Annotated in this window: 14 protein-coding genes; 13 read left to right on the forward strand and 1 reads right to left on the reverse strand. The window is 62.6% G+C overall.

Annotated features, from left to right (window positions below; genetic code table 11):
- The first annotated feature begins 1 nt into the window (after position 1).
- The 5 genes from PSFL_RS08945 (at position 2) to PSFL_RS08965 (ending at position 5,331) form a co-directional block, all read left to right on the forward strand.
- Positions 2-1,609, forward strand: coding sequence for an ArnT family glycosyltransferase (locus tag PSFL_RS08945; protein WP_397469923.1), 1,608 nt, complete (start codon positions 2-4; stop codon positions 1,607-1,609).
- Positions 1,610-1,799: 190 nt separating this feature from the next.
- A complete protein-coding gene (locus tag PSFL_RS08950; protein ID WP_057436575.1) occupies positions 1,800-2,018 on the forward strand; it encodes a type VI secretion system contractile sheath small subunit in 219 nt (72 codons plus the stop codon).
- Positions 2,019-2,206: 188 nt separating this feature from the next.
- Positions 2,207-2,911: an HPP family protein gene (locus tag PSFL_RS08955; protein ID WP_057436577.1), complete on the forward strand. Its 705-nt coding sequence runs from the start codon at positions 2,207-2,209 to the stop codon at positions 2,909-2,911.
- Positions 2,912-3,069: 158 nt separating this feature from the next.
- On the forward strand, positions 3,070-4,176 hold the full coding sequence (locus PSFL_RS08960) for an enoyl-CoA hydratase/isomerase family protein (protein WP_057436579.1): 1,107 nt from the start codon (positions 3,070-3,072) through the stop codon (positions 4,174-4,176).
- A gap of 3 nt (positions 4,177-4,179) precedes the next feature.
- Positions 4,180-5,331: an acyl-CoA dehydrogenase family protein gene (locus PSFL_RS08965; RefSeq protein ID WP_057436580.1), complete on the forward strand. Its 1,152-nt coding sequence runs from the start codon at positions 4,180-4,182 to the stop codon at positions 5,329-5,331.
- Positions 5,332-5,382: 51 nt separating this feature from the next.
- On the opposite strand, the gene PSFL_RS08970 is transcribed toward PSFL_RS08965, so the two are convergent.
- A complete protein-coding gene (locus PSFL_RS08970; RefSeq protein WP_170059165.1) occupies positions 5,383-5,808 on the reverse strand; it encodes a hypothetical protein in 426 nt (141 codons plus the stop codon).
- Between the two features lie 263 nt (positions 5,809-6,071).
- Here PSFL_RS08970 and PSFL_RS08975 point away from each other — a divergent pair, with 263 nt between their 5' ends.
- From PSFL_RS08975 to PSFL_RS09010, 8 genes are all read left to right on the forward strand, one after another.
- Entirely contained in the window at positions 6,072-6,515 is a 444-nt protein-coding gene (locus tag PSFL_RS08975) for an SRPBCC family protein (RefSeq protein WP_397469924.1), read from the forward strand.
- 172 nt (positions 6,516-6,687) lie between these two features.
- A complete protein-coding gene (locus PSFL_RS08980; RefSeq protein ID WP_057959482.1) occupies positions 6,688-7,134 on the forward strand; it encodes a DUF411 domain-containing protein in 447 nt (148 codons plus the stop codon).
- A gap of 3 nt (positions 7,135-7,137) precedes the next feature.
- Positions 7,138-7,566, forward strand: a complete 429-nt coding sequence (locus tag PSFL_RS08985; RefSeq protein WP_057436587.1) for a YqaA family protein — start codon at positions 7,138-7,140, stop codon at positions 7,564-7,566.
- Between the two features lie 34 nt (positions 7,567-7,600).
- Positions 7,601-8,554 carry a D-2-hydroxyacid dehydrogenase family protein gene (locus tag PSFL_RS08990; RefSeq protein ID WP_397469925.1) on the forward strand — a complete coding sequence of 318 codons (954 nt, stop codon included), beginning with the start codon at positions 7,601-7,603 and terminating at the stop codon, positions 8,552-8,554.
- Positions 8,555-9,112: 558 nt separating this feature from the next.
- Entirely contained in the window at positions 9,113-10,672 is a 1,560-nt protein-coding gene (gene glgA, locus PSFL_RS08995) for a glycogen synthase GlgA (RefSeq protein WP_057436591.1), read from the forward strand.
- A gap of 14 nt (positions 10,673-10,686) precedes the next feature.
- Complete coding sequence (gene treZ / locus PSFL_RS09000; protein ID WP_397469926.1) at positions 10,687-12,444, forward strand: malto-oligosyltrehalose trehalohydrolase; 1,758 nt, start codon at positions 10,687-10,689, stop codon at positions 12,442-12,444.
- Positions 12,441-14,525 carry a 4-alpha-glucanotransferase gene (gene malQ, locus PSFL_RS09005; protein WP_169960329.1) on the forward strand — a complete coding sequence of 695 codons (2,085 nt, stop codon included), beginning with the start codon at positions 12,441-12,443 and terminating at the stop codon, positions 14,523-14,525. The genes treZ and malQ overlap by 4 nt, the downstream gene beginning before the upstream one ends.
- Positions 14,522-17,275 carry a malto-oligosyltrehalose synthase gene (locus PSFL_RS09010; RefSeq protein ID WP_273872803.1) on the forward strand — a complete coding sequence of 918 codons (2,754 nt, stop codon included), beginning with the start codon at positions 14,522-14,524 and terminating at the stop codon, positions 17,273-17,275. Before malQ ends, PSFL_RS09010 begins: the two co-directional genes overlap by 4 nt.
- Positions 17,276-17,295 lie beyond the last annotated feature (20 nt).

Here is a 17,295-nt window from a genome sequence, read left to right on the forward strand (position 1 = left end):
CGTGGACACGCTAGCCAGCCCGGCCCTGCACCGCCAATCCTGGGGCGTCGGGCTCCTGGCGCTGCTGCTGTTTGTCGCCGGCAACTGGGACCAGGCAATTATCGGTTTTGACTCACGCTTTGTGCTGTTCGCCCAGGAGATGTTGCGCCACGGGCCGGGGTTTTTCCCCACCACCTATGGCCAGCCGTATGCCGATTACCTGTCGACCTCAACCCTGCTGACCTGGCTGTTGTCGCTGCCCCTGGGGCGGGTCACCAGCTTCAGTGCCTGGCTGCCGACCGCCGTTGCCTCAGCGGTCATCGTCGCCCTGGTCTACCGCCTGACCGCGCCCTACTCCCAGCGCTGGGCGCTGCTGAGCATCGCGTTGTTGTTGCTCAGCAGCACATTTATCAGCGAAACCCGCGCGGTTTCCCTGGATCAGATGCTGGCGGCGGTGACCCTGGCGCTGTTTTACCTGGGCTACGCCCACGATCACTTCGCCAGTCCTCGGCGCCTGCCCTGGCTATTGCTCCTGTTATTGCTCGGCTTTGCGATTCGCGGGCCCATCGGCCTGGTCATCCCCACCGGGGTGTTGTGCAGCTATTACCTGCTCAACCGTCAGTGGCGCCGGTTGTTCAGCTTCGGCGTGCTGGCCTTGGCGCTGCTGCTGGCGTGTGTCGGCTTGCTGCTGTTGCTGGCCAAGGTCAGTGGTGGCGAAAGCTTTATGCAGGACGTGATCCGCATGCAGTTCCTCGGGCGCATGGACGGCCGCGAAGGCTCCAGCAGCGTCTGGTATTACTTCAGCAGCTCCCTGGGCAACTACGCCCCGGCCTACCCGTTGGCCCTGCTGGCGCTACTGGCGGTGCTGTTCAGTGCCCGGCGCCCCGCTGATAGCGCATGGCAGTTGTTGCTGGGGTGCACGGCTGCGGGTTTGATCGTGCTGCTTGGCCTGTCGATCCCCGAGGCGAAAAAAGCCCGCTATGTGTTACCGATGATGCCGATGGTGGCGATTATCGCCGCGTACCCGTTCCACAGGGTGGACGGGCGGCTGTTCAAGGGGCTGCGGGGCTTGATGCTGGGGCTGTGGGCGCTGACCCCGGGGCTGTTAATCGGCGCGCTGCTGGTGGCGCGCCAGCGCTTTGCTGCGCAGCTGGAGCATTTCCAGGGCGTGTTGGGCCTGTTGATCGGCTTGCAGCTCCTGAGTGTGGGGATGCTCCTCAAGTGGCGCTGGCGCCCGGTGGGGCCGGCGTTTTGCGCGGTGCTGGCGGTATGGGGCCTGTACATCCTGGTGGTCGAACCCGTGGAGCGCCGCCTCTACGACACCCGCACCTTTGCCCGCGAGGCCCATGCGCTGATCCAGCAGGACCCGGCGCCGCTGGTATTGCATGGCTTGGGTAAAGACGCCAAGGCCATTAAGTTCATGGTCAATGTGGAATGTGACCGGGTGCCGCTGTTTACCCAGGCACCTGCCGACCTGGCCTCGTTGCCGACGCCGGCGTGGCTGGTGATGGACCAGGCTGATTTCCAGCGCCTCGATGAACCACGCTGGCGCGGGTTGACGCCGGTACTGACGGGGTCATTCGATAAAAACACCTATGTGCTGCTGCGTCTGGAGCGGGCTGGGCCATAGCAGGCATTTAAAGCCCTGTGGGGTGGTCATAAGCGCCACACGCACTATCAAGAAAGCTCCTACGTTTGTATCCGTAAATGCCGGTACCAGCGCCCCTATCAGCCCCATAACCCCGGCGCTAAACTGGTTTTACATCTGTGCTGCATAGTTACCGCCAAACGTTCAAAAGACGCCTCAGAGGATCGCCGCCATGGTTAAAGAGCAATTGCCTATTGAGCAGGTACATGTCGGCTATATCCCCATGCCCACCCTTGATCGGCTGATGGAGCTGCGCGACGCCCTGGTCGCGCTCAAGGGGCCGCTGGCCAATGACCCACGGCTGCGGGAAAGTGTGCAGAAGTCGTTGATCAATGCCGAGAACCACGAGCGGGTGCTGGGCAAGGTCAGCCTGGGGTATGAGCGGTGTTGATGCAAAAATACTGCACTTAACCTGCATTAATATGCATTGGCGAGGGTTTTGATTGATCGGCACACTGCGCCGGTTCCTCCCCCAAATGTTGGAACTTTCGTTGGGCTTTGCGGGAAACCGCAAAGCCCTTCTTTTTGCCTGATCCCGCATTATTTCCTACTCGCCTTTGAAGATTGGACTGCCCCGCAATGCTCGCTCGTTGGTTACCCGCTGATATCAATACCCGTCCCGCCGAATGGAGCCGCGCCGCCATCGGCATGGCCCTGGGCACTCTGTTTAGCGTATGGCTCTGCGCCCAGGTGTATGGCCTGGAAGTGGCCATGCACCTGCTGGGTCCGCTGGGGGCCTCTGCCGTGCTGTTGTTTGCGGTGTCATCGGGGGCCCTCGCCCAGCCATGGTCGATTATTGGCAGCTATTTATGCGCCAGTGTGGTGGCCTTGCTGGTAGCCCGGGTCTTGGGCCGGACCCTGGGCAGCGCCTGCCTTGCGGCGGGCATGGCGTTGATGCTGATGTGCTGGCTGCGTTGCCTGCACCCGCCCTCGGGTGGCCTGGCCATGACCCTGGTCCTTGCCGACCCGGCCAGCATCGCCCTGGGTTGGCAGGAGGTCGGGCCGGTCATGCTGGGGGCTGGCACCCTGCTGCTCTCGGCACTGGCCTATAACAACCTCACCCGCACCCGTTACCCCAAGGGCCCCGCCGAGGTGCCGGTGATGGTGCAACCGCACGCTCGGGAGGTGGACGCCAAAATCACCGCCGTGGACCTGGAGCAGGCGTTGGCGCAAATGGAGCAGTTTTTCGACGTCACCCCCAGCGAACTGGAAGAGCTGATCCACATCGCCGAAGACCATGCGCGCCGCCGCAGCATTGGCCAAGTGCTGGCCAGCCGGGTGTAGGCGCGCCCACCCTGGTTTTTTATCGAATACCCCCTGCATAAATGCAAAGATGACCTGCAGGATTCCGGCTTGTACTGGGCAAATTTGCACTGGTACGATCCGGAGATGGTTCGCCCGCGAACATTTTGATAAAGAACAATAAAAGCAGGGAGTTACAGATGACTGCTCAGGCTCAGTCCCAGGCGACATGCAGCACCCAGTCCTCCCAGGACAGCGTCCTGGCCGAAGTACGCAACCATATCGGCCACCTGACCCTCAACCGCCCCGCCGGCCTCAATGCCATCACCCTGGACATGGTCCGCAGCCTTTCGGCGCATTTGCGCGCCTGGGCCGAGGATGCCCAGGTGCATGCCGTGGTGTTGCGCGGCGCCGGCGAGAAAGCCTTCTGCGCCGGTGGCGATATCCGCTCGCTATACGACAGCTTCAAGGGTGGCGACACCCTGCATGAAGACTTCTTCGTCGAAGAATACGCCCTCGATCTGGCCATTCATCATTACCGCAAGCCGGTCCTCGCCCTGATGGACGGCTTTGTCCTGGGCGGCGGCATGGGCCTGGTCCAGGGGGCCGACCTGCGGGTTGTCACCGAACGCAGCCGCCTGGCCATGCCGGAAGTGGCCATCGGTTACTTCCCGGATGTGGGCGGCAGTTACTTCCTGCCGCGCATTCCTGGCGAGCTGGGGATTTACCTGGGGGTGACCGGGGTGCAGATCCGCGCCGCCGACGCCCTGTACTGCGGGCTCGCCGACTGGTACCTGGACAGCGCCAGGCTGGCGGAACTGGATCAGAAACTCAACCACCTGCAATGGCACGATTCGCCACTCAAGGACCTGCAAGGCTTGCTGGCCAAGCTTGCGGTGCAACAATTGCCGGATGCGCCACTGGCCGCCCTGCGCCCGGCCATCGACCACTTCTTTGCCCAGCCGGATGTGCCGAGCATTGTCGAACAACTGCAACAAGTGACCGTTGCCGATAGCCATGAATGGGCGCTGAGCACCGCGCAGTTGATGCAGACCCGCTCCCCCTTGGCCATGGCCGTCACCCTGCAGATGCTGCGACGCGGTCGCCACCTGGCACTGGAAGACTGCTTCGCCCTGGAGCTGCACCTGGACCGCCAGTGGTTCGCCCGGGGCGACCTGATCGAAGGCGTGCGCGCGTTGTTGATCGACAAGGACAAAGCCCCGCGCTGGAACCCGCCAACGCTCTCGGCATTGGACCAGCACCACGTCGACAGCTTCTTCCAAGACTTCGCGAAGAACGGGAACTAACTCATGCAAGATATTGAATTTACAGAAGAACAAGTCATGATTCGCGACATGGCGCGCGACTTTGCCCGTGGCGAAATCGCGCCCCATGCCCAGGCCTGGGAAAAGGCCGGCTGGATCGACGACGGCCTGGTCGCCAAGATGGGAGAACTGGGCCTGCTGGGCATGGTAGTGCCGGAAGAATGGGGGGGCACCTATGTGGATTACGTGGCCTACGCCCTGGCCGTCGAGGAGATTTCTGCGGGTGACGGCGCGGTAGGCGCGCTGATGAGTATCCATAATTCAGTGGGTTGCGGGCCGATCCTCAACTACGGCACACAGGCACAGAAAGAAACCTGGCTGGCTGAACTGGCCAGCGGCCAGGCCATCGGCTGCTTTTGCCTGACCGAGCCCCAGGCCGGCTCCGAAGCCCACAACCTGCGCACCCGCGCCGAATTGCGTGATGGCCAGTGGGTGATCAACGGCGCCAAGCAGTTTGTCAGCAATGGCAAACGGGCCAAATTAGCGATTGTGTTTGCAGTGACCGACCCGGAGTTGGGCAAAAAGGGCATTTCGGCGTTCCTGGTGCCCACCGACACCCCAGGTTTTACCGTGGACCGTACCGAACACAAGATGGGCATCCGCGCCTCGGACACCTGCGCCGTGACCCTCAGCCAGTGCAGCGTGCCGGAAGCCAACCTGCTGGGCGAACGCGGCAAGGGTCTGGCCATTGCCCTGTCCAACCTGGAGGGTGGGCGCATCGGTATCGCCGCCCAGGCCCTGGGCATTGCCCGCGCGGCCTTTGAAGCGGCATTGGCCTACGCCCGTGACCGGGTGCAGTTCGACAAGGCCATTATTGAGCACCAGAGCGTGGCCAACCTGCTGGCCGACATGCAGACCCGCCTCAATGCCGCACGCTTGCTGATCCTGCATGCCGCACGGTTGCGCAGTGCGGGCAAGCCGTGCCTGTCCGAAGCCTCCCAGGCCAAGCTGTTTGCTTCGGAAATGGCCGAGAAAGTCTGCTCTTCGGCGATGCAGATCCATGGCGGCTATGGCTACCTGGAAGACTACCCTGTGGAACGCTACTACCGGGATGCGCGGATTACGCAGATTTATGAGGGTACCAGTGAGATCCAGCGCATGGTGATTGCACGGGAACTGAAGCACTATCAGCTCTGATCACTAACGATTGCTCCCTTTGTAGGGGAGCAATCGGCAAACAAGAGACTGTCATAGGTTTTTCATGTCGAACTTCACAGACGCCGTCAGTGTTTTTCTTTCACGTATGGCCTTGATAAACATCGTTCCTTCAGCACGTTTTCCGTCTGGAGAAAACGTAACATCAACGTGGCCCTCTCTTGTGATCCATGGCGTGGATGAATCCAGCGTGTAAAAGTCCAGGACGCGCAGCTCCGCGTCTCCAAGCTGATACTTACCGGAGGGAGTGCCAGCCTGCAAAGCCGCTTCGATGGCCGTGGGGTTGGGTGCAGTCCCCTGGTCACCGTATAGGTGAACTGAATCCTGGAGGCGGCCATACCAAACAAAGTCCGCAACAAAGTCTGTGCCGGGCGTATTGTCTATGGTGACTGTCGCTTGCATGGTGCCGGTTGAGCGGGCATTGCCTTTCACAATTCTTGTGCGCGTATCGTTAGACATTTTCTCGCCATCCAAATGACTGATTAATAAGTTGCGTGCTCATTAGATAACGAGTCGTGAATATAAAAAACTGTCAAATCTGACAGTCTAAAACGTTGGCTTTTATTTCTTTTTACCCCGTGTAATGAGTGCATGACGGTCCCTCTGCGGGTGATGCCCAGTGGTTAGCCTGCTTATAAGATTGATCACCCAGTGCAATGCCCGTAAGTCCGACTAATCTATCTAGCTCCTAGTGCCCGTTCTCACCACACAGGAGGTGTGTCATGAGTGTCGTCGATCACCGGATCCGCGCCGAGCGGATCAGCCAGGAGCGCTACATCCAAGCCCCCATCGAAACCGTCTACGACTATGTGACCCAGCCCGACCGCTGGCACGAATGGCACCCAACCTCGTTGAGCGCAGACACCGGTACCAGCGGCTCACTGCCCGTTGGCCAGCGCTTCACCGAAATGATCGACCTGCTGGGGGTACGAGTGCCCATGAGCTACCGGGTGCAGATCGCCGTGCCGCCCCGGGAGTTCAAGACCGTGTTCACCTCCCTCGCCGTGGATGGCAGCATTCACTACTTTCTCCAGACGCGCGGCAGCGGCACCCTGTTTACCCGGGTGCTCAGCTATGAGACCGAGCTGCAGCTCGATACCTTGCAAGCGCGCATGGTGGCGCTGTCGAACCAGGCCATGGACCAACTCAAGCAACGCCTGGAATAGTTCTGAGCTGACAAACTTGTCATCTTTCTCTCAGTTTGCTGACAGCAGCGGACGCTAAGCTCCGAGACTGTCGCGTGCGCGTATAATTTCGAAACATAACCACCTCACCTGCTTCGCAAAAGCGCGGACAATGCGCGCTCTTTGCGCACTCCGTAACCGATGGGACCTGTCTATGAAAACCACCCTGCGCCTGACTTTACTGTCCGCCCTGTTCATGACCAGCCTGGCCCAGGCCGCCGAACTGATCCCAATTGACGTGCATCGCGATGCCAACTGCGGCTGCTGCAAAAAATGGATCAGCCACCTCGAAGCCAACGGGTTCAAGGTCAACGATCATGTGGAAGCCGACATGAGCTCGGTCAAGCAGCGCCTGGGCGTGGCTCCGCGCCTGGCGTCCTGCCATACCGCGGTGATCGACGGCAAGTTCGTCGAAGGCCATGTACCGGCTGATCAAGTGTTGGCCCTGCGCAAGCGCGACGATCTGTTGGGCATCGCCGCACCAGGCATGCCCATGGGCTCGCCAGGGATGGAAACCCAGGGCATGAGCGATGCCTATCAAGTCATTGGCCTGACCCGCGCCGGCAAAGATGTGGTGGTAGCCGAATACCCGGCCCACTGATCTATGTTTGCAGGCTATGCCGGGCTGTTTCTCAGCGCTTTCGGGGCGGCTACGCTGTTACCGCTGCAATCGGAAGCGGTGCTGGTGGCGCTGCTGCTCAATGGCAGCTACTCGCTGTGGCTACTGCTCGGCATCGCGACCCTGGGCAACGTATTGGGCTCGTTGGTCAATTGGTTGCTGGGCCGTTCGGTCGAGCTGTTCAAGGACCGTCGCTGGTTTCCTGTGAGCGCTGCACAGTTGGAAAAGTCCCGCGGCCATTATCGTCGTTGGGGCCATTGGTCACTGCTGCTCAGTTGGCTGCCGATCATCGGCGACCCACTGACCCTGGTGGCCGGCGTGATGCGGGAGCCGCTCTGGCGTTTTATATTGATCGTCAGCCTGGCCAAGGCGGCCCGTTACGCGGTGGTGGCAATGGCTGTGCATTGGGTGTAACGGTCAATCCCCAGTTAACGCAAGGCAGGTGTGTATGTCCGTACAGATCGCAGTCATAGATGATTGGCAAGACGTCGCGCGGGACGTGGTGGATTGGTCCGTGCTGGAGGCGGTCGGCCAGGTGCATTTCCTGCACGACTATCCGGCCGATACCGCCACCCTGATCGCTCGCTTGCAGGGGTTTGAGGTGATTTGCGTGATGCGCGAGCGCACGCTTTTCGATCAGGCGCTGTTGCATGGGTTGCCGGCGCTTAAACTGCTGGTCACCGGTGGTATGCGCAATGCGGCCATCGACCTGGCCGCGGCCAAGGCCCTGGGCATCCAGGTGTGCGGCACCGACAGCTACAAGCACGCGGCGCCGGAGCTGACCTGGGCGTTGATCATGGCATCCACGCGCAATCTGCTGGCTGAAGCCAACGCCCTGCGCGCCGGCCAGTGGCAACAAGGGCTGGGCGGCGATCTGCATGGCAAGACCCTGGGCATCCTCGGCCTGGGCAGTATTGGCCAGCGCGTGGCGCAGTTTGGCCAGGTGTTTGGCATGCGCGTGATTGCCTGGAGCGAAAACCTTACCCCGGAACGCGCCGCCGCCGTGGGGGTCACCTGGGTCAGCAAGCGCCAATTGTTCGAGCAGGCCGATGTGCTGTCGATTCACCTGGTGCTCAGCGAGCGCAGCCGTGGACTGGTGGATGCCCAGGCCCTGGGCTGGATGAAGCCCAGTGCACGCCTGGTCAACACCGCACGCGGACCGATCGTTGATAAAGCGGCGCTGGTCGATGCACTGCGCCATGGCCGATTGGCCGGCGCAGCGCTGGATGTGTTCGGGCAGGAGCCATTGCCGGCGGACCATGAATTCCGCCATCTGCCCAATGTATTGGCCACACCCCATGTGGGCTACGTCAGCGAGCAGAACTACCGGCAGTTCTATGGGCAGATGATTGAAGACATCCAGGCGTGGGCTGCGGGGGAGATACGGCGCGGCCTGAATTGAGATTAAACATTAGAAGTAGCTTATAAATCATTGATATATAACCATATTAAGTCTTAATAAATCACTTTAAGTACGACCACGCACCACTATCGAGCAGCACTGCCTCGGCGCCCCGCCAAGAGGCACCCATCCCCTGTGGCGAGCGGGCTTGCCCGCGTTGGACTGCGCAGCAGTCCCCCTCTCGTGCCTCTACACACCCAGCCATCGATACGATGCCCACCCACCACACCGCCGCAAAAAAGATATTGTCCTACAAATTTTTCCCACAACCCTTGCAGGCTCTGGGCTGTGTCCTAGACTGATGACCGATGGGTCACGATCAGAACAAAAGCCCCCGCAATAAATCGAAACTTTCCAACTCTGCCGTAGGTCAGGTTTAAGGTAGGACGCACGCCACCGGCGCCAGCCGGACGTCCGCCCATCCAATCTATTTATCAGTTCGGTGCAATTGGCATAAGCCTTGCCAGTCTGTGCAGTGCTAGTGCGCGTGACCGCAGGACGCGGTTGATTTTCGCTGGGGCCTCAGGCGCTCAGTTGACCAACACATGGGAGAGAACAATGATAAGTGCCGCTTCGGGAACTCAGGGACAGCGTTTTAGTCAGCCGGTCGATGGACCAACCACCTTGGTTGACCTTCCCGGCCCAGTGCGGTCGGTGTCGTCGCAAAATCCCAATCGTAAGAAAGTACTGTTTGTGACCTCGGAGCTGGCTGATCTGGTGAAAACCGGCGGCCTGGGGGATGTGTCCGCTGCCCTGCCCCGAGCCATGGCCCACCTGCACGATGTACGGGTGCTGATTCCGGGCTACCGCCAGGTGTTGGACAGCGACAACCCGATCCATATCATCGGCGAACTGGGCGGGCATGCCGCGCTGCCACCGTGCAAGATCGGGCGCATGGACCTCAAGGACGGCCTGGTCATCTATGTGCTGATCTGCCCCGAACTGTACGAGCGTGAAGGCACGCCCTATGGCGCCAACAACGGCCGCGACTGGCCCGACAACCATATCCGCTTCGCCCGCCTGGGCCTGGCCGCCGCCGATATCGCCGCCAACCTCGCGCAAATCCACTGGTGCCCGGACCTGGTGCATGCCCACGACTGGCCAGCCGGCCTGGCGCCGGCCTACATGCACTGGCGGGGTTCGCGCACCCCCACGCTGTTTACCATCCATAACCTGGCCTATCAGGGCGTGGTCAGCCTGGCCTCGTGCCCGGAGCTGGGGATTCCCGAACATGCCTTGCAACAGGAAGGCATGGAGTTCTACGGCAAGATGTCGTTCCTCAAGGCCGGCATGGCCTATTCCAGCCATATCACCACGGTCAGCGCCACCTACGCGAGGGAGATCACCACCCCCGAGTTCGGCTGCGGCCTGGATGGTTTCCTTGCCAGCAAGACCCAGCAAGGCCTGCTCAGTGGCATCCCCAACGGCATTGATGAAAGCTGGGAGTCGTCCACCGACCCACACCTGGACCACCCATTCAATATCGGCGACTGGCAAGGCAAGGCGGTCAACGCCAGCCACGTGCGCAAGCTGTTCGGCCTGGACGCGTCCAGCGGCCCGCTGTTTGCCGTGGTGTCTCGCCTGGTCTACCAAAAAGGCCTGGACCTGACCGAAGCCGTCGCCGGCTTTATCGTTGAAAACGGTGGGCAAATTGCCATTATCGGCCGTGGCGAGCCGGAAGAAGAACAAGCCATGCGCGCTTTGGCCCTGCGCTTCCCCGGCCGCATCGGCGTGCGGATCGGCTTTAACGAAACCGACGCCCGCCGCATGTTTGCCGGCAGCGACTTTTTATTGATGCCCTCGCGCTACGAGCCCTGCGGCCTGAGCCAGATGTACGCCCAGCGCTTCGGTTCGCTGCCGGTGGCGCGCAACACCGGCGGCCTGGCTGACACCATCGAAGATGGCGTGACCGGCTTTTTGTTCGACGAATCTACCGTCGAAAGTTACGAAGCCGCCCTCGCCCGTGCCTTCAAGGTGTTTGCCTTCCCCGGCCTGCTCAACGCCATGCGCTGCCGGGCCATGTCCGCGCCATTCAACTGGTGCCAGGCGGTGGAGCCCTATGCCGAACTTTACGAACAACTGGTAGCGAAAGCGCTGGGAAAATCAGGAAAAGTATAAAGAGGTTAGGATAGATGCCGTCACGGACTCTGGAAACATGGCCCCACGGCGCGATCATGCAGGATGCGCAACACACCCGCTTCGCCCTGTGGGCGCCTGATGCGTTTTATGTCAGCGTCGAGCTGCAAGGGGGGCAGTCGGTGCCCATGCTGCCACAGGCAGCAGGCTGGTTTGTGGCTGACGTGCGCTGTGGGGCCGGTACCCGCTACCACTTTAATATTGATGGCGAGCGCGATGTGCCGGACCCGGCATCGCGCCTCCAGCACGCGGATGTACATGGCGACAGCGTGGTGGTCGATCCCTTGGCCTACCCCTGGCGCCACAGCGCCTGGCAGGGCCGACCCTGGCATGAAGCGGTGATCTACGAGCTGCATGTGGGGGTCCTGGGAGGCTACACCGCTGTAGAGCAACACCTGCCACGCTTGGCCGAGTTGGGCATCACCGCCATTGAGCTGATGCCGCTGGCGCAGTGCCCCGGCGAGCGTAACTGGGGCTACGACGGGGTGCTGCCCTACGCGCCGCAAGCGTCCCTGGGCACGCCGGAGCAGTTGAAACAGCTGATCGACAGGGCCCATGAGCATGGCCTGGCGGTGATTCTGGATGTGGTCTACAACCACTTCGGCCCCGACGGTAACTACCTGGGCCAGTACGCCAAAGGCTTTTTCCGCGAAGACACCCACACCCCCTGGGGCGCCGGGATCGACTTTCGCCGCCGCGAGGTGCGCGACTTCTTTATCGACAATGCGCTGATGTGGCTCCTCGAATACCGCTTCGACGGCCTGCGCCTGGATGCGGTGCATGCCATCGACGACCCGTCGTTCCTCAAGGAGCTGGCCCGACGGGTGCGTGAGCAGGTGGACCCGGACCGCCATGTGTGGCTGGTGCTGGAAAACGAATTCAACCAGGCCAGCCTGTTGCAGCAGGGTTTCGATGCGCAATGGAACGACGACGGGCATAACGCCCTGCACGTGCTGTTGACCGGCGAGACCGACGCCTATTACGCCGACTTTGCCGACGAACCCACCGCCAAACTGGCGCGCTGCCTGGGCGAAGGCTTTATCTATCAGGGTGAGACCACGCGCCACGGTACCCGGCGTGGCGAATCCAGCGAGCACTTGCCGCCCAGTGCCTTTGTGCTGTTTTTGCAGAACCACGACCAGATCGGCAACCGCGCCCTTGGCGAGCGCTTGCATCAACTGTGTTCGCCCCAGGCGTTGCAGGCGGCGACCACCTTGTTGCTGATGTCGCCGATGATCCCGCTGCTGTTCATGGGCGATGAGATCGCCGCCGAGCAGCCCTTCCTGTTCTTTACCGACCATCACGGCGAACTGGCCGAGGCCGTGCGCGAAGGCCGACGCAATGAGTTTGCTGACTTCGCCGCCTTCAGCGACCCCGAGCGCCGCGCGCAGATTCCCGACCCCAACGCGCTGCAGACCTTCGAACGCTGCATCCCGCAGTTTAGCCAGGCGCCTGCGGCGCTGTATCGCCAGCTGCTGGGCCTGCGCCGGCAACATATCGTGCCCCACCTGCCCGGCAGCATGGCCCTCGGCGCGCAGGTCCTGGGCCAGGGCGCGGTATCGGCCCGCTGGCGGATGGGCAATGGCAGCATCCTGCAGATCGACCTCAACCTGAGTGCGGCCACCCTGCATCATCCGGCCGGCATCACTGAGCTGTTCAGCACCAGCAGCGACCCTGGGTCACTCACGCCCTTCTGCGCCCGCGTCAGCCTGACGCCGGGCGACACCTCATCACCTGTTGGAGAGCACCCTTGAGCGAAGCGCAATTGGAAATACTCGCCAGCCGCGCGGGCCTAGCGGTGGATTGGATCGACGCCAATGGCCGCCCGCAACATGTCAGCGCCGACGCCTTGCGCGCCGTGCTCAATGGTCTTGGCCACCCCGCCGACACCGATGAAGCCATCGCTGCCAGCCTGCAAGACCTGGAGCGTGTGCAACAAGACCGCCATCTGGCGCCACTGCTGACGGTGGACGTCGGCAGCAGCCTCGACCTGGCCGCATACTTTGCTCCCGGCACGCCGTGCCAGGTTTACCTGGAGGATGGCAGTACCCAGAGCCTCGAGCTGGACGCCGAGGCCAACCTGCCCGGTACCCTGCCCGTGGGCTACCAGCGGGTGCAGATCGGCGGCCAGTCCTTCACCCTGGCTGTCGCGCCCCTGCGCTGTTTCAGCGTGGCCGAGGCGGTGGACAGCCAGCCTGCCCGTGCGTGGGGCCTGAGCGCCCAGTTGTATGCGTTGCGCCGTAGCGGCGACGGCGGTTTTGGCGACACCCAGGCCCTGGAACAACTGGCCCGCGCCGCCGCGGAACGGGGCGTCGATGCCCTGGCCATCAGCCCGCTGCACGCGATGTTCAGCGCCGATACCACGCGCTACAGCCCCTACTCGCCGTCCAGCCGGCTGTTCCTCAATAGCTTGTACGCCTCGCCGGGGTGCATCCTCGGCGAGCGCGCAGTGCGCAGCGCTATCGAGTCCACCGGGTTGGCCGATGAGCTGCACGAACTGGAACAACAAAGCCTGATCGACTGGCCTGCCGCCGCCAAGGCCAAGCAACGCCTGCTGCGTGCCCTGTATGAGGACTTCCGCCAGGGCGAGCACCCGCAGCAGGCGGACTTCCTGAGCTTTCGCCAAGCCGGCGGTGAGGCCCTGGAAAACCACTGCCGCTTCGAAGCCATCCAGGCCGAGCGCGCCGCCACCGGCGAAAGCCTCGACTGGCGCCAGTGGCCCGAGGAGTGGCGCGATCCGGGCAGCGCCGCGCTGGCACAATTCGCCGCCGAGCAAGGCGAGGCCATTGGCTTTTATGCCTTCAACCAATGGCTGATCGCCCGCTGCCTTGAACGTGCGCAACAAGCCGCCCGCGGCAGTGGCATGGGCATCGGCCTGATTGCCGACCTGGCCGTGGGTGCCGATGGCGCCGGCAGCCAGGCCTGGAGCCGTCAGGATGAACTGCTGGCCGACCTGACGGTGGGTGCGCCACCGGATATCCTCAACCGTGCCGGCCAGGGCTGGGGCATCTCCGCGTTCTCCCCCGAAGGCCTGAAACGCAACGGTTTTCGCGCCTTTATCGAAATGCTGCGGGCCAACTTCGCCCATGCTGGCGGCTTGCGTATCGACCATGTGATGGGCCTGCAACGGCTGTGGGTGATCCCCAGGGACGCTTCGCCCAAACAAGGCGCTTATCTGTATTACCCGGTGGACGACCTGCTGCGCCTGCTGGCCCTGGAATCCAGCCGACACCAAGCGATTGTGCTCGGCGAAGACCTGGGCACGGTGCCCGAGGGCCTGCGGGAAAAGCTCAGCGCCCGGGCCATGCTGGGCATGCGCGTATTGCTGTTCGAACAGGACCACGGCGGGCGCTTCACGCCGATCCTCGACTGGCCGGATAACGCCCTGGCCACCACCAGTACCCATGACCTGCCGACGCTCAATGGCTGGTGGCACAGCCGCGATATCGACTGGAATGTGCAACTGGGGTTGATCGACGCGCCGACGGTGGAGCAATGGAGCGAGCACCGCCAGCGCGAGCGTGAAGCACTGCGCCAGGCCCTGGTTCAAGACCCGCAGAACTTCCTCGATGAACTGCGCAACGAAACCGACCACATGCTCGATGCCAGCGTGCGCTACCTCGGCCACACCCGTGCGCCGCTGGTGTTGCTGCCTCTGGAAGATGCCCTGGGCGTCGAAGAGCAAGCCAACCTGCCTGGCACCACCGACACCCATCCCAACTGGCGACGGCGCTTGCCGGGGGACGCCGCGCACCTGCTCGACGATGAAAACGCTGCGCGCCGCCTGGAGTTACTGGCGGTCGCCCGTAATCAAGCCCTAGAGCGTGACCGATGAACAGCGTCTTGCTACGAGCCACCCAGCGCCTGCAATTTCACAAAGGCTTTACCCTCGACGATGCGGTGCCGCTGGTGCCGTATTTTGCCCGCCTGGGCATCAGCCACCTGTATGCGTCGCCCCTGCTCAAGGCCCGCGCCGGTTCAATGCATGGCTACGACGTGGTCGACCCGACCACCGTCAACCCGGAACTGGGCGGCGAACCCGCCTTGCGTCGCCTGGTGGCGGCCCTGCGCGCCCATGAGATGGGGCTGATTCTGGATATCGTGTCCAACCACATGGCCGTCGGTGGCAGCGACAACCCCTGGTGGCTGGATCTGCTGGAATGGGGGCGCCTGAGCCCTTACTGCGAATTCTTCGATATCCAGTGGCACTCCCCCGACCCGCTGCTCAAGGGCCAACTGCTGATGCCCTTCCTCGGCAGCGATTACGGCGAGGCCTTGCAAAGCGGCAACCTGCCCCTGCGGTTTGACCCGGCCCAGGGCAGCTTCTTTGTCGAGCACTACGAGCACCGCTTCCCGATCTGCCCCAGGGACTACGGCGATATCCTGCGCCTGCATCCGCCCCTCAAAGAGCTGGCCGACCGCTTCAGCGCCCTGGCCTATCAGGCTGATGCCTGGCCCCTGGCCGCCAGCCTGAAACAGGAACTGGCCGTACAGGCGCGCGAGCCCCTGAACCTGACAGCCATCGAGCACATCCTGGCGCTGTTTGATGCGCGCCAGCCCGAGGGGTTTTCCCGGTTGCACCAACTGCTGGAGCAGCAAGCCTACCGCCTCGCCAGTTGGCGCACGGCGGCGGATGACATCAACTGGCGGCGCTTTTTCGACGTCAACGAGTTGGGCGGCCTGCGGGTGGAGCGGGCCACGGTCTTCGAGGCCACCCACCGCAAGATTTTCCAGCTGATCAGCGAGGGCCTGGTGGATGGCCTGCGCATCGACCATATCGACGGCCTGGCCGATCCCCGTGGCTACTGCCGCAAGTTGCGGCGCCGGGTGGATGGATTGTCGCCGAGCCGGCACTTGCCGATCTTTGTCGAGAAAATCCTCGGCACCGGGGAAACCCTGCGCGAAGACTGGCGGGTGGATGGCACCACCGGCTATGAGTTCATGAACCAGGTGTCGCTGGTACAGCACGACCCCCAGGGGTTCGAGGCGTTGGCCCAGCTGTGGAGCGAGGCCAGCGAGCGGCCGTCGGCGTTTATCGAGGAAGCCTGGCTGGCCCGGCAACAAATCCTCAACGGCTCCCTGGCCGGGGATTTTGAGAGCGTGGCCCAGGCCCTGCTGCAAGTGGCCCGCGCAGATGTGATGAGCCGTGACCTGACCCTGGGCGCGATCCGCCGCGCCTTGCAGGAGCTGATCGTGCACTTCCCGGTGTACCGCACCTACATCAGCGCCTGTGGCCGCAGCGCCGCTGACGAGGCGCTGTTCCAGCAGGCGCTGGCCGGTGCCCGTGGGACTTTGAGCGAAGCCGACTGGCCAGTGCTCGACTACCTGCAACAGTGGCTCGGCGGCCAACTCTGGCGCGAACGCCCGGTGGGGCAGCCGCGCAAGATCCTCAAGCATGCCTGCGTGCGCTTCCAGCAACTGACCTCGCCGGCAGCCGCCAAGGCCGTGGAAGACACCGCTTTCTATCGCTCGGCAGTGCTGCTCTCGCGCAATGACGTGGGCTTCAGTACCGAACAGTTCAGCGCGCCCCTGGCCGAGTTCCATGCCGCCAACCAGCAGCGCCTGCAGGCCTTCCCCGATAACCTGCTGGCCACCGCCACCCATGACCACAAACGCGGTGAAGACAGCCGTGCGCGCCTGGCGGTGCTCAGCGAGTGCGCGCCCTGGTATGCCGAGCAGGTGCAACAGTGGCGCAGGCTGGCGGCGCCCTTGCGCGATGATCCGGCCATCCCCTCGGCCGGTGATGAGCTGATCCTGTATCAGGTGCTGCTGGGCAGTTGGCCCCTGGACCTGGGCATTGAGAACACCGACGACTATCAGCAGCGCCTCTGGCAATGGCAGCAAAAAGCCCTGCGCGAAGCCAAACTACACAGCAGCTGGAGCGCCCCCAACGATGTGTATGAGCAAGGTGTCGAAGCCTTCCTCAGGCGCTTGCTGCTCGAGCCCGCCGGTCTGACCTTGCGCACCGCGATCCACGCGGCGGCCGAGGCCATCGCCCCCGCCGGCGCGTTGAACGGACTGGCGCAATCCTTGCTGCGCAACACCGTGCCAGGCGTGCCGGACCTGTACCAGGGCGACGAATTCTGGGACTTGAGCCTGGTGGATCCGGACAACCGGCGGCCGGTGGATTTCAATGCCCGGCAACAGGCATTGGCGGCAGCACCCGGCGCCTTGCTTGAGCGCTGGCGTGACGGGCACTTGAAGCAGGCGCTGATTGCCCAGGTGTTGAACCTGCGCAAGGCCTACCCGTTGTTGTTCGCCAGGGGACGCTATGTACCGCTGCAAGTGCTGGGCCGGCATGCCCAACGGATTGTCGCCTTCAGCCGCGAATATCAAGGCCAGTGGCTGTTGGTGGTGGTGCCACGCTGGACCCACGCTCTGCTTGAAAACAGCGCCCAGCCCCGGGTGGATGCGCAGGTTTGGGGCGATACCCGGATCACATTACCGTTCGACGCCACGCAGCAAAATTGGAAGGGACTTTTGCAAACAGGCGCAGTCACACCCAACAAGGAGCTACTGATCAGCGCTGCCCTGGGGGTACTCCCGGTAAATGTCTTTATCCATTCTGACGATCAAGAAAGCTGAAATTTTCTGTGAGGAGCATT

The sequence above is a fragment of the Pseudomonas sp. DD1 genome, assembly GCF_044510355.1.
Classification (GTDB): Bacteria; Pseudomonadota; Gammaproteobacteria; order Pseudomonadales; family Pseudomonadaceae; genus Aquipseudomonas; species Aquipseudomonas shahriarae.